At 72.9% G+C, this 20,039-nt stretch carries 15 protein-coding genes; 9 read left to right on the top strand and 6 right to left on the bottom strand.

Annotated features, from left to right (window positions below):
* Positions 1-83: 83 nt before the first annotated feature.
* The 4 genes from ACFYMP_RS02680 to ACFYMP_RS02665 are packed head-to-tail and all read left to right on the top strand — an operon-like array spanning position 84 to position 3,897.
* Positions 84-1,091: an N-6 DNA methylase gene (locus ACFYMP_RS02680; protein WP_388849267.1), complete on the top strand. Its 1,008-nt coding sequence runs from the start codon at positions 84-86 to the stop codon at positions 1,089-1,091.
* A complete protein-coding gene (locus tag ACFYMP_RS02675) occupies positions 1,088-1,612 on the top strand; it encodes a hypothetical protein (RefSeq protein ID WP_388849264.1) in 525 nt (174 codons plus the stop codon). Before ACFYMP_RS02680 ends, ACFYMP_RS02675 begins: the two co-directional genes overlap by 4 nt.
* The gene (locus ACFYMP_RS02670; RefSeq protein WP_388849260.1) at positions 1,609-3,258 is read left to right on the top strand and encodes a DUF4192 family protein; all 1,650 of its coding nucleotides are present in this window, start codon (positions 1,609-1,611) and stop codon (positions 3,256-3,258) included. The genes ACFYMP_RS02675 and ACFYMP_RS02670 overlap by 4 nt, the downstream gene beginning before the upstream one ends.
* Before the next feature lie 51 nt (positions 3,259-3,309).
* Positions 3,310-3,897, top strand: coding sequence for a DUF6349 family protein (locus tag ACFYMP_RS02665; RefSeq protein WP_093542888.1), 588 nt, complete (start codon positions 3,310-3,312; stop codon positions 3,895-3,897).
* A 512-nt stretch (positions 3,898-4,409) separates the two neighbouring features.
* Here ACFYMP_RS02665 and ACFYMP_RS02660 read toward each other — a convergent pair.
* Positions 4,410-4,580, bottom strand: coding sequence for a hypothetical protein (locus ACFYMP_RS02660; RefSeq protein WP_388849257.1), 171 nt, complete (start codon positions 4,578-4,580; stop codon positions 4,410-4,412).
* Positions 4,581-4,802: 222 nt separating this feature from the next.
* Positions 4,803-6,467 carry a beta-1,3-glucanase family protein gene (locus tag ACFYMP_RS02655; RefSeq protein ID WP_388849254.1) on the bottom strand — a complete coding sequence of 555 codons (1,665 nt, stop codon included), beginning with the start codon at positions 6,465-6,467 and terminating at the stop codon, positions 4,803-4,805.
* A gap of 227 nt (positions 6,468-6,694) precedes the next feature.
* Between ACFYMP_RS02655 and ACFYMP_RS02650 the strand changes: the two genes are divergently transcribed.
* Positions 6,695-7,333 carry a hypothetical protein gene (locus ACFYMP_RS02650; protein WP_388849251.1) on the top strand — a complete coding sequence of 213 codons (639 nt, stop codon included), beginning with the start codon at positions 6,695-6,697 and terminating at the stop codon, positions 7,331-7,333.
* Positions 7,334-7,444: 111 nt separating this feature from the next.
* Here the strand turns inward: ACFYMP_RS02650 and ACFYMP_RS02645 are convergent, their stop codons facing one another.
* On the bottom strand, positions 7,445-9,019 hold the full coding sequence (locus tag ACFYMP_RS02645) for an LCP family protein (protein ID WP_388849248.1): 1,575 nt from the start codon (positions 9,017-9,019) through the stop codon (positions 7,445-7,447).
* Positions 9,020-9,862: 843 nt separating this feature from the next.
* Here ACFYMP_RS02645 and ACFYMP_RS02640 point away from each other — a divergent pair.
* Positions 9,863-10,423 (top strand): glycoside hydrolase family 25 protein, encoded by a 561-nt coding sequence (locus tag ACFYMP_RS02640; protein WP_388849245.1) that lies wholly within the window; start codon positions 9,863-9,865, stop codon positions 10,421-10,423.
* Between the two features lie 206 nt (positions 10,424-10,629).
* Here the strand turns inward: ACFYMP_RS02640 and ACFYMP_RS02635 are convergent, their stop codons facing one another.
* Positions 10,630-11,670 (bottom strand): rod shape-determining protein, encoded by a 1,041-nt coding sequence (locus tag ACFYMP_RS02635; RefSeq protein WP_388849242.1) that lies wholly within the window; start codon positions 11,668-11,670, stop codon positions 10,630-10,632.
* Positions 11,671-12,126: 456 nt separating this feature from the next.
* Here ACFYMP_RS02635 and ACFYMP_RS02630 point away from each other — a divergent pair, with 456 nt between their 5' ends.
* Complete coding sequence (locus ACFYMP_RS02630) at positions 12,127-13,338, top strand: MFS transporter (RefSeq protein ID WP_388849594.1); 1,212 nt, start codon at positions 12,127-12,129, stop codon at positions 13,336-13,338.
* A gap of 211 nt (positions 13,339-13,549) precedes the next feature.
* Complete coding sequence (locus ACFYMP_RS02625) at positions 13,550-17,281, top strand: S8 family serine peptidase (RefSeq protein ID WP_388849239.1); 3,732 nt, start codon at positions 13,550-13,552, stop codon at positions 17,279-17,281.
* A gap of 139 nt (positions 17,282-17,420) precedes the next feature.
* Here the strand turns inward: ACFYMP_RS02625 and ACFYMP_RS02620 are convergent, their stop codons facing one another.
* Both ACFYMP_RS02620 and ACFYMP_RS02615 read right to left on the bottom strand, forming a co-directional pair.
* Complete coding sequence (locus ACFYMP_RS02620; protein ID WP_388849237.1) at positions 17,421-18,005, bottom strand: hypothetical protein; 585 nt, start codon at positions 18,003-18,005, stop codon at positions 17,421-17,423.
* 113 nt (positions 18,006-18,118) lie between these two features.
* Positions 18,119-18,736, bottom strand: coding sequence for a MarR family winged helix-turn-helix transcriptional regulator (locus ACFYMP_RS02615; RefSeq protein WP_388849234.1), 618 nt, complete (start codon positions 18,734-18,736; stop codon positions 18,119-18,121).
* A gap of 156 nt (positions 18,737-18,892) precedes the next feature.
* Between ACFYMP_RS02615 and ACFYMP_RS02610 the strand changes: the two genes are divergently transcribed.
* Positions 18,893-19,912 carry an NADP-dependent oxidoreductase gene (locus ACFYMP_RS02610; RefSeq protein ID WP_388849231.1) on the top strand — a complete coding sequence of 340 codons (1,020 nt, stop codon included), beginning with the start codon at positions 18,893-18,895 and terminating at the stop codon, positions 19,910-19,912.
* Positions 19,913-20,039: the final 127 nt, after the last annotated feature.

Genomic DNA, 20,039 nt, shown 5'->3' with positions numbered 1-20,039 from the left:
CCCCTCACACCCGCTCACCGCCCCGGCCGCGCACCGCGCACCGGGGCGGTCCCATGCGCGCCCGCAGAAAGGATTCCGCCGTCGTGAGCGACGACTTCCTGCCCCGTGCCGCGGCCCCGACCGCCGCACGGCCCGCCCCCTCGTGGGCGAAGAAGCCCCCGCCCAAGTCCAAGACCCGCACCACCGGCAAGATCACAGCCCGCCGCTACGCCGCCCCGCGCGACCCGCACGAGCACGCCCGGAAGATCGCCGAGAACGTCCTCGACGCCTGGTATCAGTCCTTCGGCGGCAGCAGCATCGACGTCCCCCTGGGCACCGTCGCCGGGCTCTCCCTGCTGCGCAACCTCCCCGGACTCGCGGACTGGGTGCTCAACCTCGCGCCCGAAGACCTCCCGCAGCTCCTCAAGGAGATCTACCTCGGCCACTGGATCAACCGACCCGACCTCATCAACCGCGCGATACGCCTGCACGACTGGGCCTGGAACCCCGAGCCCGACAAGCAGCAGCTCCGCGCCGTCCACGCCGTCACCCGCGCCGCCATCAACACCGGCCTGATGGACCTCACCGGCCACGACGACGTCTGGCGACGCTCCGAAGCCGACGTCCTCAGCCCCCTGCTCACCGGCCTCCGGCACAAGAGCGACAAGAAGTGGCGCGGCGAGTACCACACGCCGGCGTGCATCACCGACCTGATGGCCAACATCACCGTCGACAAGGACTTCGCGAAGCCGGGCATGTCCTTCCGCGAACCCGCCATCGGCTCGGGCACGATGTTCCGCTCCGTCGCCGTCCGACTGCGCGACCTCGGCCTCGACCCGCACGACTTCCACTGGTACGGCAACGACATCGACGCGCTGTCGGCCGGATGCGCCGCCGTGAACGCGATCATCTGGGACCTCGGTCCGCGCTGCCTCATCGGCTGCGCCGACTCGCTCGCGCCGGAAGACGACTACGCCAAGACCCGCGCCGAAGCCCTCGAAGCCTTCGAGGAGCGCGATCGGCACCTAGAAGCCGCCCACTCGCTCGCCGCGGTCCGCCGCGCCTTCGACCTGGTCGACGAGCTGATGCCCAGCAAAGAGCCCGTCGCGTGACCGGCACCTTCGACCGCCCCGGCACCACGCCCGTCGTACGCCGCCGACGCCCGGCCTTCGCCGCGCCCCGCGACGAGATCGACGTACCGCCCATCGACCAGATCGCCCCGCCCCTCGACCCGCCCTGGCGCAAGGAGGACACCGACACCCCCGACCGCAAAGCCCTCTACCTCCACCCCGACGGTCACAGCGTCGGCCTGCGCATCCAGTCCCGCGGCTTCGCCATCCAGACCTGGATCACCGCAGGCCCCGACCTGCCCCCGCTCCCCGACACCGCGACCGCCGCCGAACAGGCCGAGGCACAGGCCGCCCGCGACGCCCGGCTCCAGCCCGGCCGCACCTGGCACGCCGTCCTCAACACGCGGACCAGCAAGGCCCTGGCCACTGACCTCGGCGCACTCGTCCGAGACCGCCTACTCCCTGCCCTGACCAACAAGCCGCGCGGCATCCCCGCCCCGCCCCCACCCGCCCGCATCGGCCAGTCCGACCCCACCCCGACCACAGAAGGAACCCAGAAGTGAGCCCCGACAACACCGTGCAGGTCACCAGCCTGCCCAACCTCGCCGAGATCCTGCCGTACCTCCTCGGCCACTACCCCGACGACAGCATCGCCTTCCACGCCCCCGGCGAGAACTTCACCGACGGCCCGAGCATGACGTGCCCCCTGCCCGACGACCCCGCCGAGTGGAAGGACACCGCCGAACTCGCCGCCCGCCAGTTCGTGGCGTACGCCCACGACCGTGGACACAACCCCGACCAAGGCGTCATCGTCTACCTCTGCCGCGACCCGCGCCCCAACGAGACCCCGTGGGACACCGCCGCGCTCCTCGCACCGGTCACCGACTGGATCACGAGCACCCTCCTGAACGAGCGCGCCTGCGTCCTCCAGACCATCGGCCTGGTCGCGAACCGCTGGTGGGCCTACGAGTGCACCACCGACGGATGCTGCGAGGGCGAACCGCTCCCATCTGCCGACGACCCCACCAGCGTCGCAGCACAGATGGCCCGCCTCGGCCGCACCCCCGGCCCTCGCACCCGCGACATCGTCAAGGAGTTCCGGGCGGCGGCCCCCGCTGACGTCGACTTCCTCAAGGCCCTGGACACGGCCGTCGACCAGTTCAACACCCGGTGCGCGACCAGCGCCGGACGCGACTCCACACTCACTTCGACCTGCGCCCAGATCGAGGCGGCCGTCAGCCAATTCCGGGCCGGAGCGACCACCCTCAACCGCAACTTGGCCACACAGCTCATCGTCGGTCTGCACGACGACGGCGCCGTGGATGCCGGCATAGCGCACACGGACGACGACGACCTTCCCCACGCCCGAAACCTGTGGGCCTACCTCGCCCGACACTGCGCCGAGCCATTCACACAGGAGGCCGTCCCCGCACTGACGCTGTACGCCTTCGTCGCCTGGCGGCAAGGCGACCTCATCGCCGCCCGGCTCGCCCTCCGCGACGCGCTCACCACCGACCCCGAATACGAACTGGCCGTCGGCGTACTCCACGGCACCATCGACGGCGAGGACCCCCGCGACTTCCGTACCGCCGTCCGAGAGACCTACGACCACCGCATGGCACACGTCCAGCACGCAGTCCAGGTCGCCAGCGAGTACAGCCCCGTCACCGACAGCACGGCGCACCGCCACCGCGAAGCCCTCGACACCGCCACCGAGTACCACGCCGCGCAGTCCAGCACCTACCGCGGACAACTCCTCGCCCGCTACGGCACGATCGACATCATCGGCGGAGCCCTGGCCGACTTCCGCAACGGCCCCCCGCAGCTCATGGACGAGATCGCCGCCCGCATCATCCTCGGCCTCCAGGACCCCAGAGCCCGAGACGCCGCCCTGTCCACCGGCGACGAGAACGACCTCCCCGTCGAACGGCAACTGTGGGGCTACCTCGCCCGACGCTGCGTACCCCCGCACACCGACAAGGCCCCGCCGCTCCTCGCCCTCCTCGGCTGGGTCGCCTGGCGGCAGAACGACACCGTCACCGCCAGCCACGCCTTCTCGGACGCCCTCGACATCGACCCCCACTACAGGCTCGCCAAGCACATGCTCGAAGGCATCCGCTCCGAATACGACCAGGACGAGTTCCTGGCGATCTTCCGCGCAGCCGACCAGCGATTCGCCGCAGGCCGCGCCGACCTCGACAACCTCTGACCCCACGGCGGCCCCGGCGCTTCGCCGGGGCCGCCCCCACCCGGAGACCTCATGCCCACCCCTTCCGACGAACCGCGCGGCGCAGTCGCCCGCCACACCGCATACCTGCCCCACTTCTGGGACAAGGCCACGAACTCCCGGCCGATCTGGCGCATCGACTGGGGCCAGCCCGGCTTCAGCCAGCGCACGCCACCCGAGCCCACCTCCGACCACCGGCCCACCGTCCTCGCCCGCTCCTGGGAACGGCCGGCCCCCGACGGAACCGGCGAGACCTGGCCCTACCTCCACCGCGGGGCGTGCCTCGGCTGCACCTGGGAGGGCCCCGACCGTCGCCGTACGGACGAGGCCGTCGAGGATGCCCACGACCACACCCACCCCGGCTGGCGCGACCTCCCGGCCGTACCCGAGCACCAAGGACGCCGCTGGCTCACGCACGTCCAGCGCCTCTACCCGGACGGGTGGTTCGACCGAGGCGGACCCGTTCGTACAGTCCGGACCGGGATCGAAAAGCGGCACCGGCCCGGAGCAGCACCGGGCGGCGGCTACGACCTCGCCGTCCAGCCGCCCAGGAGGAACGACACGGTCACGGCGATCCCAGATGTGCTGCCCCTCGACTTCAGCAGCGCGGAGGCAGCCTGAACGGGGTACTGCGCGCTACGCTGGAGAACGGCGGCTGACCTGCGAAAAGCCGCTCCGCTCCACCCCCGGGCACAGGGGGCGGAAGCCCGCTTCGCCGGTAAGGCACTCCGCTGCGTGTGAGTTCAGATCCTCGCCCGCCCGTACTGCGCAACCTGCGGCGATGCCGCCGGACTCTCAGATCACCAGGCACCCGGACAGTTCTCGGAGGGCCCCCAGGGGACACTCAGGGGACGGAAGGACCCGGAAGGATCAGGAAGGCCGGCTCACGGCTAGAATGGTTGCAGGTCGCTGACCTGCGAAAACAGGAAGATCGCGGCAAGGTGCCGGGGGGATCGGAAGATCCGCAAAGGACTCATAATCCGTCGGTCCTGGGTTCGAGTCCCAGCCGCCCCACCCCGAGCAGAGGTTCGAAGAACCGATCCGGCCTGCGTCGGCCCGCGAGGTCTGCACCGCGCGAGTCCGTCGCGGCCGGGGTGACAGCCTGCCTGGAGATGCGGCACGGCAACCGTCGATCAGGGCGGGACCTCACCGCGGTGTGCGGCGTGGACGCCTCCGACGGCTGTCGGCGCCCCCGGCTCGACGGTGATCGTGCCGACGCGGACCTGTTCGACGGTGCCCCCGGAGCGGAACTGGTGGAAGCCGTCGCCTCCGGCTTCCGCGCCGGGCTCGCCGAGTGGTGGCACACCCGGGGCGAAGACCGCGAGGCGGCACGTCAGGGCCGGAGGACCGGCCAGCCGCCGGTGCCGGACACGGCGCGGGCCGGAAGACCGCCGGGCGGGACGCGGCGGGCCGGCGCCGGGGCGCGGAGACCACGGACCGCGCCTCCTCCGGAAGCGGGCGCGGTCCGCGGCACGGTGACGGGCCGGTGCGGTCCGTCACCGCTGGTGCCGCGGGGCCGGGCGGGGCTACCGCGTGAAGGTGAACCAGTTGAGGTTCACGAAGTCCGCCGGGCTCTCCGCGAAGGTCAGGTACACGTCGTGCACCCCCGTCACCGAGCGGGAGACGTTGGCCGGGACGGTGCGCCAGGTCTGCCAGCCGCCGGTCGGCCCCAGGTCGATCTCGGCGATCTGCGGGCCCGTCGCACTGTCCACCCGTACCCGGATCGCGCCGCTGACGCCCGCGCCGGCCCCGGAGGCGACGCGCGCCGAGAACTGGGCGGGGGAGGAGGCCCCGAAGTCGACCGAGGCGTATTTGAGCCAGTCGCCCGCCGCCAGGTAGCCCACGTCGCGACCGCCTCCCGAGTCGGTGCAGGTCTCGGTCTGCGTCCCGCTCTGCGCTGCGTAGTCCTCCGCCTGGATCGTGCCGTACGCGCTCGTCGCCCCACCGCCGGGGCCGCCCGGCACGGAGCCGCCCGAACCCGGCCCCAGGGTCACGGTCCAGGACGTCGGGGCGGGGTCCTGGAGGTGGCCGTCGACCGGGGCGGAGCCGGTGGGGCCCACGTCGTCGTACGGGAAGGCGTAGCCGATCGTCGCGTACTGGTGCACCAAGCGGGCGTAGTGGTTGGTGACCGCGTCGGTGTAGTAGGCGGAGGGGGCGACCCCGCCGGGCTGCGAGGCGCCTCCCGCCACGAGCAGGCTGGAGCGGTTGAGGGCGGCCGCCAGGCGGGCGGCGACGGCCCCCCGCGCGTCGGAGCCCGAGTTGTACAGCGGTCCGCTCGCGCAGCCGAAGATGTCCGCGGCCGAGGGTCTGGTGAACGGCACCCCGTTGGTGTTGAGCCCGGTGAAGACGAGCACGTCCCCGGAGACCCGCCCGGAGTACCCGCCGATCGAGCCCTGCCCGTCCACGGTCAGCGTGTTCGTCCGGTAGTGGTCCCACACGCGGTCCAGGTACGGCTTCCAGTACGTCCCGAAGTCGACGGGCGCGTGTGAGGGCGCCAGGACCCGCAGGGCCGTACCGGCGGAGTCCGTGGCGACCAGCCGGTCCCAGGGCGCCCCGTCCGCCGCGTGCTGCGCGCGCAGGCCCGCGGCGATCGAGGCGAGCGCCCCCGAGGGCAGCGCGGGCACCGACTGGGAACCGGCCGCGCCGGTGGTGGCCATCGACACCGGCAGGGCCACCATGTCGACATAGCTGATGTTCGCGTAGAGATTGGCCGCGTTCCAGGTGAACTCGCAGAAGGTCCAGCCCGTCGTCCAGTTGGGGTCGGAGCTGGTGAACCCGGGCTGGACGAGGCCGGGGACGCCGCCGTTGCCGCCGGGCGGGTTGACGAAGAACTGGATCTTCCGGCCGGTGGAGAACCACACCCGGCCGCTGATCACGTAGTCGGTCAGCGTGAGCCGGGTGGGCGCCGATCCGGAGGCGCCGAGCGGGATGGCGTAGTCGGGAGCGGGGGTCAGGACGGAGGAGGGGCTCGGCAGCCGGTGGAAACGGCCGTCCGCCGTGACGAAACCGGGCCATCCGGAGCTGTCGGCGCCGGACACGTAGGCGTAGACGGTCGCGGAGGAACCGGAGTTGTTGGCGAGCGCGAGGGGCAGGGAAGGGGCGGCGGTGGCGCGGCCCGTCAGCGTCAGGGGCAGGGCGCTGGCGGCGGCCGAGGCCGTGGCGGCCGTCAGGAGGGTGCGGCGGGAGATCACGGGGGCTCCTCACAGGGAGGGTGCGGGGGTGCCGTACGCGGCCCGACCACTATTGGACTGCACCAATGTTCCGGTCAATGAGCTTGCTGGCAAAGGGAGTTGATGGCGTGAAACCGTATGTGCGTCCTTGTGCGCGCCCTGGGTGGCGCGGGCCGTCCGCGGTGCCCGCGGCAACGGACCCAAGGGCGGGGACGGTGGGGAAGCCGACTGTCCGGGGAAGGGCCGTCGTGCTGGTGTCCGTGGCGGCCGCGAGCGGGATGCTGAGCGCCGCCTGCGCGCCGGGCGGGGGCACGGGCGGCGAGGGGGACCGGCCGGTCTACGCCTCCGTCGAGGAACTGGCGCGGGCCTCGGCCGGAGCCTTCGCGGTGAGGATCGGGAGGGTCGTGGGCCGGGAGTGCGACGACGGCGGCGAGGCCCGGGAAGCGGAGGGTCCGCGCGGGGACGCGGGGGCCGACTGCGTGCCGATGGTGTTCCGGGAGGCGACGGTCGAGGCGGTCGTGCTCAAGCCGTCCGGCCCCGCGGGCGGGGGAAGGGCTGTGGCCGTCCCCGCCAGGGTGGTCCTGGGAGGCGTCGAGAAGGAGGCCGGGGGCGGGAGGGGCCCGGTGGCCGCGCTGGCGTCCGGTGCGCACATGGTGGTGTACGCGAGGAGGCTGTCCCCGGCGGACCATCCCGGTATCGACTCCGTCACCGGGGACCTGTGGATACCGACGGGCGGCGAGCAGGGGCTGTTCGACATCGAGGGGAAGACGGTCCGGGCGCGATCGGCGCTCGTCACGCGGCTGACCGCACGGTCCCCCGCGAGCGACGGGGGCCGGCTGCGCGCCACCGTCGGAGAACTGCGGCGAGCTGCGCGGGCGCGCACCTGAGGCGCGCCTCAGGACGGGCGTGAGCGCGGGTGCGGACGCGGGCGAGGGCCCCCGGCGGAGATCATCCACCGGGAGCCGGCCCTGTCACCCGGGCCTTTCGCCCGGCCCCTCTCATCCGTACGACAGGTCCGCGCAGATGTCGCGGTCGGCGGAGCGGGCCTGGCTGCTGACCTTCGAGGGCAGCGGCGCGGGCGCCTCGGGCACGTCGGAGGTCGCGGGTACGGCCGCGTAGTCCTGGCCCGCGATCAAGTTGATCTGTACGCCGTCGAGTTGCTGGAGCTCGGCGCCGGGGAAGAGTTCGGCGAGCTTCTTGGCACCGGCCTCGAACCCGGGGCCGTACTGGACGACCGTCGTGGCGTGCGTCTGGGAACCGGCGGTCGCGGTGCCGGTCACGATGAACTGGTGGTCCCGCAGGAGGGTCGTGGCCCGAGCGGCGAGGCCCGTGGTGGTGGTGCCGTTGTAGACGGCCACGGTGACGCCCGCCCCGTCCACGGCCGCGGCGCCGGTCGTCGGCGAGGGGGTGGCGCCGGCCTTTTCCGTCTTCTTCTTACCGGTCTCCTTGCCGTCGAGGGTGCGATCGGCCTTGAGGGTGGCCCAGAGCGCGTCCACGTCCGGGTGCTGGAGGGCGACCCGGGCCCCCTCGTAGCGCCAGGGAGTGGTGATGAACTGGATGTTGGCCAGGTCGATGCTCTTGAGGGACATCGCGAAGGAGAGCAGCTTGCTCGCGGAGCCGAGCCCCGGGTCCACGGTCAGCGACTTGGTCGCGGCGTTGGCGAGCGGGAGCAGCGTGGTGGGGTTGAAGCCCTTCTTCTTCACCTGGCCGATGAGGCTGGAGATGAACGCCTGCTGGCGTTTGGTGCGGCCGATGTCGGAGCCGTCCCCGATGCCGTGGCGCAGCCGCACGTAGTCGAGGGCCGCCTTGCCGGAGACCTTCTGCTCCCCCTTGCGGTAGATGAGTTCGCCCGGTGTCGTGCGGTGCGGGTTCAGGTCGTTCTGGTAGATGTCGTTCGGCAGGCACACCGGCACCCCGCCGACCGCCGAGGTCATGGCGGCGAAGCCCTCGAAGTTCACGACGACGGTGTGGTCCACCCGCAGGCCGGTGAGCGATTCGACGGTGTTCTGGGTGCACGCCGGGTTGCCCTCGACCGTACTGCCCGTGGAGAAGGCCGCGTTGAACATGGCGTTGGACCGCGTCTGGGTCCACGAACCGTCCGGGAGGCGGCAGGGCGGTATGTCGACGAGGGAGTCGCGCGGTATCGACACCCCGACGGCGTGCCGGTGGTCGGCGTAGACGTGCAGCAGGATCGTGGTGTCCGAACGCCCCACCGCGTCCTTCCCGCCGCCGAGCGAGGCGTTGTCCCCCGAGCGGCTGTCGGAGCCGATGAGCAGGATGTTCTGCGCGTCGCCCGGGGTGTCGTCCGGGCGCTGGTGGCTGAGGCCGGCGCCGTCGAAGGTGTCGATGTTGGAGTTGAGCCGCAGGTAGAGCGTGGTGCCCGCGGTCACCGCGAGGGCCGCCACGGACGCGCCGATGACCCAGAACAGCTTCTTGCGGCCGCGGGAACGGCCCCGGCCGCGTCCACGCGGGCTGCCGCCCCCCTGCCGGCGACGGGACCGCCCGGGGGCGGCGCCCCGGTGTCCGCCGCGGCGACGGTCGGGGCTCTCGGGTGCGGGAGGCTGGCCGGTCATGAATCACGCAATCGTCCGGGCGCCCGGACTGGGCGCGGCACTTGGTTCCGGTGAGGGCAGGCGGTGCGGGAAGTGGTGCGGGTGACGACGTGGCGACCGCGGTGGGCGCGGACGCACCGAGGGCACCGGTGAGCGTCTCCAGAGGCGGGGCCGGGAGGGGCCGGGAGGACAACAACGTAGAGCCTGGGGGCGAGGGGCAACCGGGCGGGGTGAGTCTAAGGGGACCCGCGACCGGGGTGGGAGGGACCTCGGCCCTCGTCCGGTGTGGCAGGGACCTGGGCCCTCGTCCGGGTGGGAGGGACCTGGGCCCTCGTCCGGGGTGAGCGGCCGGGCCCGGTGACGGCGGTCCGCCCGGCCGCCGGCGGACGACAGCCCGAAGTCCCCTCAGGGCGAGGGCTCGTGGGTCCCGCCACGGTCCGTGGGGGCGTGGCGGGCGAGGGCCGGGCCAAGGGCGCACGGGGCCGCGCTCGCGCCGAAACTGATCCGCGTCATACGCGGAAAACTAAGGGACCCGGACGCGGGGCCCGCACCCGGAGCGAGCCTGTCACCCCGGAGTGGCGATTTGTCGTACTGAAGGAACGTTCGGCCGTCGCGAGGGAGGTGTGGCCGTCGCGAGTCGGGCCGGCCGTCGCGAGGGCGGGTCCGGCCGGATCGTCCTCCGGCCCCCCGCGCGCCGCCCCCCGACGCGCGCCCCCCGAGTGCATCCCGAGGGCTTCCACAATCCGGGTGAACTGGCTGAACTCGCCCAAGCGCGGCGCCCGGCGGGACAGAATGGAAACCGCGGACCGAGACGACCGGTCGTGTCCGGCCGGTGCCGGGCGCCCGGGGGACGAGGAGCAGCGCATGGCAGTCAAGGGCATCGACGTCAGCAGCTATCAGGAATCCTTCAGCACGGACGGCATGTCCTTCGTCTTCATCAAGGCGACGGAGGGCCGTTCGTACGTCAACCCCAAACAGTCCGGGCAGGCCAAGCGCGCCCGGGACGCGGGATGCGTGGTCGGCTTCTACCACTTCCTGTGGCCCGGCAACATCCAGGCGCAGGCCGAGTACTTCGTGGAGAAGTGCGCGAGCGTCCACTACGACGTGCTCGCCTGCGACTGGGAGACCACGGGCGACGGCACGACCGCGAGCAACGCGCAGAAGGACCAGTTCATCCGCGCCGTGCAGAAGCTGCGCGGCGAGACGCACCGGGTCGTCCTCTACTGCAACCGCGACTTCTGGCTCAACCGCGACACCACCTCCTTCGCCGGGGACGGGCTGTGGATCGCGGACTACAACGGCAAACCCGGCAAACCCGGGATCAAGGCCCCGTGGCGGTTCCACCAGTACACGAGCACCCCCGTCGACACGAACCTCGGCAACTTCGAGGACCGCGACGCGCTCAGGAAGTGGGCCCGGAAGTAACCGGGGTCATCGAGTTCACCGGGGCCAAAGGGGCCAAAGGGGCCAACGGGACCACCGGGGAGGGGCCCCTCCCGCACTTCGCGCCTCCCGGCCGCACGCGCACCCGCACACGCTCGCTTACGCCGTACGCCGTCCGTCCCCGCCGGCCGCACGTGCTCGCGTACGCCGTCCGTCCCGGCGGCCCGCCGCCCGTGCCCCCCGGGGCGTTATCGCGTCGCGAGCGGGTTCAGTGTCATCGGGGCGATGCGGCCCTCCAGCATCGCGCCGAGGCCCAGCACCGCGCACACGTCGGGGCGTTCGGCGATCCGGACGTGCATGCCGGTGGCCTTGGACAGCATCTGGTCCAGGCCCGGCAGGAGGGCGCTGCCGCCGACCATCGTGATGCCGCTCCCGGCCAGATCGGCCACGAGATCGGGCGGGCACAGCCGCAGGACCCGGCTGATGCCGTCGATCACCGAGGTCAGCGGGGTGTGGATGGCCTCCCTGACGGCTTCCGTGTCCACCGTCACCGAGCGGGACAGGCCGGTGACGACGTCCCGGCCGTGGATCTCCGTGGACCTCGGGCCCCGCGTGGTGAGACCCGCGCCGCTCAGCGCGAGCTGGAGCGGGCGGACCGACTGGGCCGGGAGCAGCAGGGAGTGGCGCCGCCGCAAGTGCTGCACGACCGCGTTGTCGATCGCGTCCCCGCCCACCGGGACGCGCTGGGCCGTGACGATCGAGCCGAGGGACAACACCGCGATCTGCGTCGTCGCGGCCCCGCAGACCAGGACCATCGTGGCCTCGGGCCGCTCCACGGGCAGTCCGCTGCCGACCGCCGCCGCGATCAGGGTGTCGACGAGTTCGACGCGGCGCGCCCCGAGGCCCACCAGGGTCTCGACGGTCGCCCGGCGGGCCAGCGGGTCCGACTCGTGGGGGGTGCAGGCGGCGGCGCGCAGCCGGGGCTTGCGGCGCAGGGCGCGCCTCAGCTTGTCGCCGAGCAGGTTGCGCAGCATCCGCTGGGCCATGTCGATGTCGACGACCGTGCCGCCCGAGACGGGCCGCACCACGCGGATGTGGCCGGGGGTGCGGCCCGTCATGCGTTCGGCGAACTCGCCGACCGCGAGGAGACCTCCGGTCCTGGTGTTGACCGCGGCGACGCTCGGTTCGTCGACGACGAGACCGGCGCCCTTCACGAACACCCTGGTCCTCGCGGCACCCAGGTCGACCGCGATGTGACAGCGGCGCAACTGCTCAAGACTGACGGCCACGGCATTGCCTCCCGAAAAACCGGCCGGAAGGAGCCACCGGACGGCGCCCCTGTTCGCATCGTGGTACCGGACCGGCCCCGGCGCGCGCCGGACTGCTCCGGGCGGGGCGGCCGGAGCCCCGGCCCGCCGGGCGCCGGACAGCCCGTCCGGCACCGCGTGGGGCGGTCCGGTCCCTGGTCCGTCCGGGTGAGCGCCTGTGGTAACGGGTTAACATCCCGTGTGACCCGTACACCCGCCGGGAGCGTCCCCTCCGGGGGGACCGAGCCCTCCCCGACCGCCGCCGCCGGCCAGCAGGCCCCCGGTGCCCCGCACGAGGAGCGGGGCCCCGACCCCTCGGACGCCGCCGCGATACCCGCCGGGGCTCCGCGCCCCGCCGTCCCCTCCCAGCCCGTACCGCCCGAGGAGGGCGGTACGGGGAGCGCGGGGGAGTCCGGGCGGCGGCGGGTCTTCGCCGACCTGACCCCGCTGCGGGTCTCCGCCGACTTCCGGCGGCTGTGGGTCGGCAACACGATCTCCTGGATCGGGCAGGCGATGACCGCGCTGTCCGTCTCGCTCCAGGTGTACGACCTCACCGGCTCCAGCTTCTCCGTCGGCCTGGTCGGCCTGTTCTCCCTCGTCCCGCTCGTCGTCTTCGGGCTGTACGGCGGGGCGATCGCGGACACCGTGGACCGGCGCAGTCTCGGCCTGTACAGCGCGGTCGGCTCGTGCGCGCTGTCCTTCGCCCTCGCGGGCGGCGCGCTGGCCGGTTTCCACCACGTGTGGTTCCTGTACGCGATCGTCGCGCTCCAGGCGGTGTGCGGGGCGATCAACGCCCCGGCCCGCTCCTCGATGATCCCGCGCCTGGTCGGGCCCGAGCACCTGCCCGCCGCGAACGCGCTCAGCTCGATGACCACGACCTCCGGCACGCTCGTCGGGCCCATGCTCGGCGGGGTGCTGGTCGGGCTGTGGGGCTACCAGTCCGCGTACCTCATCGACGCCCTCGCCTTCAGCGTCTCGCTCTACGCGATGTGGCGCCTGCCCTCGATGCGGCCGGACCGCGCCCAGGGAGCGGCGAAACGCGCCTCGGTCCTCGACGGCCTGCGCTTCCTCGCGACCCGCCCCAACCTGCGCACCACCTTCGTCTCCGACCTGTGCGCCATGATCCTCGCCTCGCCGCGCGCGCTGTTCCCCGCCGTCGCGGTCCTCTGGTACGGGGGCGACGCCGGCACCGTCGGGCTGCTCGTCGCGGCGCCCGCCGTGGGCGCCCTGCTCGGCGGGGTGTTCTCCGGCTGGCAGGGCCGCATCCGGCGCCACGGGCTCGCGATCCTGCTCGCGGTCGGTGCCTGGGGCGTGGCGATCGCCGTGTTCGGGCTCACCCGCAACCTGTGGCTGGGACTGCTGTTCCTCGCCCTCGCGGGGGCCGCCGACGCCGTCTCCATGGTCTTCCGGTCCACGATGCTCCAGGCCGCCGCGCCCGACGACATGCGCGGCCGCCTCCAGGGCGTGTTCATCGTGGTGGTCGCGGGCGGGCCCCGGCTCGGCGACTTCCTCGCCGGCTCCGCCGCCGACCTCACCTCGCCCGCCGTGACCGTGACCGCGGGCGGACTCCTGTGCGTGCTGTCCATCGGCCTCGTCGCCTGGAAGTGGCCGCGCTTCGCCCGGTACGACGCCAACGACCCGCAGCCGTAAGGGGAATCGGCGCCCGCGCGGGGGCGGCTCAGCGGCGGGCCCCGGTGCACCTCGTCTGGCCGCCGCCAACTCCCGTACGGTGAACGCCTTCTGGCGGGAAGGCGCCATGGCTGCTTCCCGCCAGCCCGCGCAACCCTGTCGCAACACAAGTCGCCCCAGACTCTTTCGCAGTGCCGGGCCCCCCTACCCGGCCGTGGAGGAGAGGGCATCCATGACCAGAGCACCTTCGTGGCGCAGAGCCTCGCTGCTGCCCGCCGGGCTCGCGCTCGTCCTGCTTCCGGGCGGACAGCTCGCGCACGCGGCGGGACCGGACGCGGCGAGCGGCCGGCCCGCCACCGCCGTCGCCTCGGCCGCGCGTACGGTGACCCTGGTGACCGGCGACAAGGTCACCGTCACCGACCTCGGCTCCGGACGGAAGACGGTCGCCGTCGACCGGGCCCCGGGCGCGACCGGCACCGTACGCACCGACACCGTCGACGGCCGCATCACCGTCGTACCCGCCGAGGCCCGGCCGTACCTCGACGCGGGGGTGCTCGACCCCCGGCTGTTCGACGTCACCGGACTCATCGAGCAGGGACTCGCCGCGCAGGCGGGCAAGAAGGCCGCTCCCGGGCTGCCGCTCATCGTCGGCTACGGGGCGAGGACGGCCCGCGGCGCGCTCGCCGCCCCGCGCGGTACCGACAGGGTCCGCGCCCTGCCCAGCATCGACGCGGTCGCCGTCCGCGCGGGGCGGCCAGGAACCCTGTGGCACTCCCTCGCTCCGGCCGCCGCCCGCTCGCGCTCCGCGCAGCCCCACAAGGCCGCCTTCGCCGAGGGCGTCACCAAGGTGTGGCTGGACGGACAGGTCAAGGCCGACATGGCCGAGTCCAACGCGCAGATAGGCACGCCCAAGGCGTGGGAGGCCGGGCTCACCGGCAAGGGCGTCAAGGTCGCCGTCCTCGACACCGGGGCCGACGCCGACCACCCCGACCTCAAGGGCAGGGTCTCCGACTCCAGAAGCTTCATCGAGGGCCAGCAGACCGCCGACCGCGACGGACACGGCACGCACACCGCGTCGACCGTCGGCGGCAGCGGCGCCGCCTCCGGCGGCAAGGAGAAGGGGGTCGCCCCCGAGGCCGACCTCGCCATCGGCAAGGTGCTCAGCGACGAGGGCTCCGGCTCCGAGTCCCAGATCATCGCCGGCATGGAGTGGGCCGCGAAGGACATCGACGCCAAGATCGTGTCGATGAGCCTCGGTTCACAGGAGGCCAGCGACGGTACCGACCCCATGGCCGAGGCCGTCAACACCCTCTCCGAGGAGACCGGCGCCCTCTTCGTCGTCGCCGCCGGCAACACCGGCTCGCCCACCTCGATCGGCTCGCCGGGCGCCGCCGACGACGCGCTCACCATCGGCGCCGTCGACTCCGCCGACCAGGCCGCCTACTTCACCAGCGCCGGACCGCGCCTGGGCGACAACGCGCTCAAGCCCGACGTGTCCGCGCCGGGCGTCGACATCCTCGCCGCCCGCTCCTCGCTCTCCGCGGGCGAGGGCGCGTACACCACCATGAGCGGTACGTCGATGGCCACCCCGCACGTCGCGGGCGTCGCCGCGCTCCTCGCCCAGCAGCACCCGGACTGGGGCTGGCGGGAGCTGAAGGACGCGCTCATGTCGACCTCCACGACGCTCGACGTCTCCGCCTACACCCTGGGCGCCGGACGGGTCAGCGTGCCCGACGCGATCGACGCGAAGGTGACCGCGAGCGGCAGCGCCGACCTCGGTTTCTACGGCTGGCCCTACGAGGGCAACAAGCCGGTCACCCGCACCGTCTCCTACAGCAACTCCTCCGACGCCCCGGTCACCCTGGACCTCTCGGCGAGCGGAGCCGCGGACGGCGTCGTGACCCTCGCCGACCGGCAGCTCACCGTCCCGGCCCACGGCACCGCGCACACCACCGTCACCGGGGACGGGGCGAAGGCCCCCGTCGGCACCACCTCCGGGCAGATCCTCGCCACGGCCGGCGGACGCACCGTCGCGCACACCGTGTTCGGGCTCGTCAAGGAGGAGGAGCGGTACACCCTCACCGTCCACGTCAAGGACCGTGACGGAGCCCCCGCGCCCGCCTCGCTCGCCGTCCAGGAACTCCGGAAGGGCGCCCAGGTGGTGCCCGCCTCCGTCGGCTCCTCCGGCACCCTGCGACTGCGCCTGAAGCCCGGCTCGTACGCCCTGAGCACCTTCCTCGACGTGCGCGGCGGCCACGGCGCGGACTCCCTCGGCCTCGGCTACCTCGCCGACCCCGAGATCACCCTCGACCGGGACCGCGAGATCACCCTCGACGGCCGGAAGCTGCGCGAGATCGACGTCGACCTCGACAAGCGCACCGAGACCCGGCAACTGCTCATGGAGGCCGACCGCTCGGCGAACGGCTCGGACTACAGCGCCGCGGCCCAGATCCCGCTCACCTACGACAGCGTCTTCGCCGCGCCCACCCGCAAGCCGGGCACCGGCACCTTCGAGTACCGCACCGTGTGGCGCCTGGGCAAGCCGCTGCTCACCGTGAAGGCGGGCGGCAGCGCCCTCGGCGAGGCCACCCTCCAGTACGGCTCCAAGAGCCTCGACGGGAAGCTGACCGCCCCGCTGTTCGACGCGGGCAACGGCGCCGCCGCCGCGTACGAGGGACACCCCGTGCGGGGCAGGGCCGTCCTCGTCCACGCCGACGGCTCCCTCGCCTCCACCGAACTGGCGCAGCACGCGGTGGACGCCGGGGCGGCCGCGCTGTTCGTCACCGACGACCAGCCCGGCCGGCTCATGGCCGACTTCGGCGGCGCGGACGGCCAGGAGCGGACGATCCCCGTGGCCACCGTGAACGCGGCCGACGGCGCCAAGCTCGCCAAGGCGGCCGCCAAGGGCAAGAAGGCGCAGCTCACCGGGGAACCCCACAGCCCGTACGTGTACGACCTCTCGCAGGGACACCCGGGCGCGATCCCCGCGAAGGACCTGACGATCGCCCCGAAGGCCAAGGACCTCGCGATCGTCGACACGACGTACTACGCGCCCAAGCCGCAGACCGGCGGCGAGTTCCGCTACTCCATCACCGACACCTTCCCCGTCGGTTACGGCTTCCCCGAGCAGGCCTCCTACCCGGGCAAGCGCACCGACTACGTGACCGCCGCCAAGGGCCAGACCTGGCACGAGTCGCTCACCGCGGGCGCCGGCCAGTCCTTCGAGGAGCGCGGCGGACTCGTCGCCTACCCGGGCGGGAAGCACACGAAGCTCGACTGGTTCAAGCCCGTGCTGCACCCGTGGCTGGGCACCGGCCTCGGCTGGGGGCAGACCCGGGTGGGCAACACCCTGGCCTTCAACACGCCCGGCTGGGGCGACTCGGGACCCGATCACACGGGCTTCGGCGACGTGTGGAACGACGACTCGCTGACCCAGACCACCGAGGTCCTGGTGGACGGCGTGAGCGCGGGCAAGAAGATCAGCTCCGGCTACAACCTGTGGGACGCGGACCCGGACGAGCACACCTACAAGATCGTCACCGACACCACGATGGACCCGAAGGTGTGGGGCTACGGCGGCAAGGGCCACACGGCCTGGGAGGTCAGGTCCGCCGAGACGCCCGACGACCACTACACCTACCTGCCGGTGATCAACCTGGGCTTCGACGTGGACACCGCGCTCGACGGCACGGTCAAGGCGGGGAAGAAGCTGCCCGTCAAGATCAACGCCGAGTACGTCGTGGGCGCTTCGGGCACCGGGACCATCAACACCGGGGCGCTGGCCGTCTCCTACGACCAGGGACGGCAGTGGACCACGGTCGACCTCGCGAAGAAGGGCGCGAGCTGGAGCGGCTCCCTGTCGGTGCCGCGCGAGGCGCACACCGTGTCGCTGCGCGCCTCCGTCCGCGACAACCGGGGCGGCGCGGTGACCCAGGTGCTCACGGACGCGCTGATCGTCAAGTGACGTGACCGGTACGGCCCTTCGGGGCACGTGAGCGAAGGCTCCCGGGCCGTGCGTGACGCACGCGGCGCCGCCATTCCCGCCGGACAGGGAAAGGCGGCGCCGCCTGCGTACGAGGGGCTTCGCGCACCACGCGGTGCGTTCAGCCGAGCGTCTGGAACAGTCCCCAGGTGAACTCCGCGACGCGGGGCCGCTTCGGGCCGCCGGGAACCCCGGGGGCCTCGAAGGCCAGCCGCCACCGGGTGGGGGCGGTGCCCTCCAGGGGCCGGGCGGGTGCGAAGGCGCGAGCCACCTCGTCCACCGTCGCCGACCACGGCAGCAGATCCGCCGTCGTCCGCAGGGCGGGCGCCGGGGCTCCGGGCGCCCGCACCAGCCACTCGTTCCACACGGCGCCGCCCGGACCGAGCAGTACCTCGAAACGCAGACCGGGCCAGAGCGGCACCGGCCAGGCCAGCGCCTCGCAGTCGAGATCCCCGATCCGGCGCCGCTCACGGGACTCCGGGGCGCCGAGCACCGAGCGGTAGCGGGCGGCGGCCCCGCGCGCGTACCGGCCCCGCACCTTCGCCTGCCAGCGGCGGTTGGCCTCCCGCATCTGCGCCGTACTCACCCCGAGCGTGTGCCGGGCCCGGTCCACCAGATCCGGGTGGTGGTCGGCCATCCGGCGCAGCAGGACGAGCTGGAAGTCGAGCGGGGTGAACGGGGGCGGGGAAGCGGCCATACTCCCCATCGTGCCTCGTGCCTCGTGCCTCGTGCCCCACGCGGAACCGGGAGCGCGGGAGCCACGAGCAACGAGGCTCTCGCCGTCTCCGTCTCCGTCCGTCTCCGTCGCCGCGTCGCGGCTCAGTCGTGCCGGCCGGGCGCGGGGACGGTGGCCGGCTGCGCGCCCACCGCACCGGCGGTCGCCGGGGCCGGATCGTGCTCCGGCGAGGACGTCACCTCCCGCGCCTCCTCCTCGCCGACCACCCGGATCAACAGGTCGCGCAGCGTGAGACGCTCCGCCCGGGACAGCCCGGCCAGGGGCTCGCGGGCGAAATCCAGTCCGTCCCGCAGCTGCCGCGCCGTCTGTCTGCCCTGTTCGGTGGGCGCCGCGAGCTTGACCCGCCGGTCGTCGGGGTCGGGGCGCCGCTCGACCAGGCCGCGCGCCTCCAGCCGGTCGATGATGCCCGTCACGTTCGAGGGCTCGCACTTCAGCTTGCGCGCGATCCGGCGCATGGGCATCGGCTCCAGGGACAGGAGACCGAGCACCTTGGCCTGCGCGCCGGTCAGCGCGTGCCGGGAGGCCGCCAGCTCGTACTCCTCGTGGTAGCGGCCGACCACGGCGCCGATGAGCTGCACGACGTCGAGGGACAGCCGGTCCGCCGCCGGCCGCTCCCGGGCCCCGGAAGCGGGCGGGGAGGCGGACGCGGAGTCGGAACCGGCGCGGCGGGTACGAGTGGCCATGCCCGACAGTCTACCCATTTACTTGACAACATAAAATGTTCATGGCCATGGTTGTTTCAAGTAGTGAAACTTCTGGAACCTGAAGTAAAACGAGGTCGCCGGTGCGGATTCCGGAGCACGGCGACAGCGCGATACCGAGGTACAGCGATCCCCGAGTCAGCAGGAGGCACCCGCATGTCAGCCCTTCCCGCCACCAGCCGTGAATGGCACCTCGTCCGCCGCCCCGACGGCTGGCCGGTGCCGGAGGACTTCGCCCTGCGCGAGGTGCCGGTGCAGGCGCCCGCCCCGGGCCGCGTCCTGGTGCGCAACCTGTACTTCTCGGTCGACCCGTACATGCGGGGCCGGATGAACGACGCGAAGTCCTACGTGCCGCCCTTCGAGCTCGACCAGCCGATGCAGGGCGGAGCCGTCGGGCAGGTGATCGCCTCCGCCGCCGAGGGCTACGCCGAGGGTGACTACGTCCTGCACTTCGCGGGCTGGCGCGAGTACGCCTCGGTCCCGGCCGAGCACCTCACCAAGGTCGACCCGGACCTCGCCCCGCTCTCCGCCTACCTCGGCGTGCTCGGCATGACGGGCCTGACGGCCTACTCGGGCCTGCTGCGGGTGGCCGGGTTCAAGGAGGGCGACGCGGTGTTCGTCTCCGGCGCGGCCGGCGCGGTCGGCGGCCAGGTCGGCCAGATCGCCCGGATCAAGGGCGCCTCGCGGGTCATCGGCTCTGCCGGTTCCGCCGAGAAGGTCAAGTATCTGGTGGACGAACTGGGCTTCGACGCGGCCTTCAACTACAAGGACGGCCCCGTCTCCGACCAGCTCAAGGCCGCCGCCCCCGACGGCATCGACGTCTACTTCGACAACGTCGGCGGCGAGCACCTGGAGGCGGCCATCAGCAGCGCCAACGTGCACGCCCGCTTCGCGATCTGCGGGTTCATCGCGCAGTACAACTCGACCGAGCCGCCCGCCGCCCCGCGCAACCTCGCGCAGGTCATCGGCAAGCGCCTGCGCATCGAGGGCCTGCTCGTGCAGGACCACACCGATCTCCAGGGCCAGTTCGTCCAGGAAGTGTCCGGCTGGGTCCGCGAGGAGAAGCTCAAGTACCGCGAGACCCTCGCGGCCGGTGTCGAGAACGGGCTCAACGCCTTCCTCGGCATGCTGCGCGGCGAGAACACCGGCAAGATGATCGTGGACCTCACGAAGTAACCACCCCGGAGGCCACGTCCGGCGGCGGCGCCGACCGCGCGGTCCGCCGCCGGACGCCGCACCCGCCGGGATGCCGGCGCGGTCCGGGCGGCCCCGTCGTCGTACGGTCCGCCCGGACGCCCGTCGC

The organism is Streptomyces sp. NPDC007088 (assembly GCF_042869355.1).
In the GTDB taxonomy this organism is placed as follows: Bacteria; Actinomycetota; Actinomycetes; order Streptomycetales; family Streptomycetaceae; genus Streptomyces.
The sequence above is the reverse complement of the archived record's forward strand: the minus strand, read 5'-3'. Positions and strand labels throughout refer to the sequence as shown.

What these genes read in the sequence shown, in the direction of transcription:
- ACFYMP_RS02665 (WP_093542888.1), top strand. Translation starts at nt 3,310, where the DNA reads ATGCCCACCCCTTCCGACGAACCGCGCGGCGCAGTCGCCCGCCACACC.
- ACFYMP_RS02620 (WP_388849237.1), bottom strand. Translation starts at nt 18,005, where the DNA reads ATGGGGAGTATGGCCGCTTCCCCGCCCCCGTTCACCCCGCTCGACTTC.
- ACFYMP_RS02610 (WP_388849231.1), top strand. Translation starts at nt 18,893, where the DNA reads ATGTCAGCCCTTCCCGCCACCAGCCGTGAATGGCACCTCGTCCGCCGC.
- ACFYMP_RS02640 (WP_388849245.1), top strand. Translation starts at nt 9,863, where the DNA reads ATGGCAGTCAAGGGCATCGACGTCAGCAGCTATCAGGAATCCTTCAGC.
- ACFYMP_RS02645 (WP_388849248.1), bottom strand. Translation starts at nt 9,019, where the DNA reads ATGACCGGCCAGCCTCCCGCACCCGAGAGCCCCGACCGTCGCCGCGGC.
- ACFYMP_RS02625 (WP_388849239.1), top strand. Translation starts at nt 13,550, where the DNA reads ATGACCAGAGCACCTTCGTGGCGCAGAGCCTCGCTGCTGCCCGCCGGG.
- ACFYMP_RS02615 (WP_388849234.1), bottom strand. Translation starts at nt 18,736, where the DNA reads ATGGGTAGACTGTCGGGCATGGCCACTCGTACCCGCCGCGCCGGTTCC.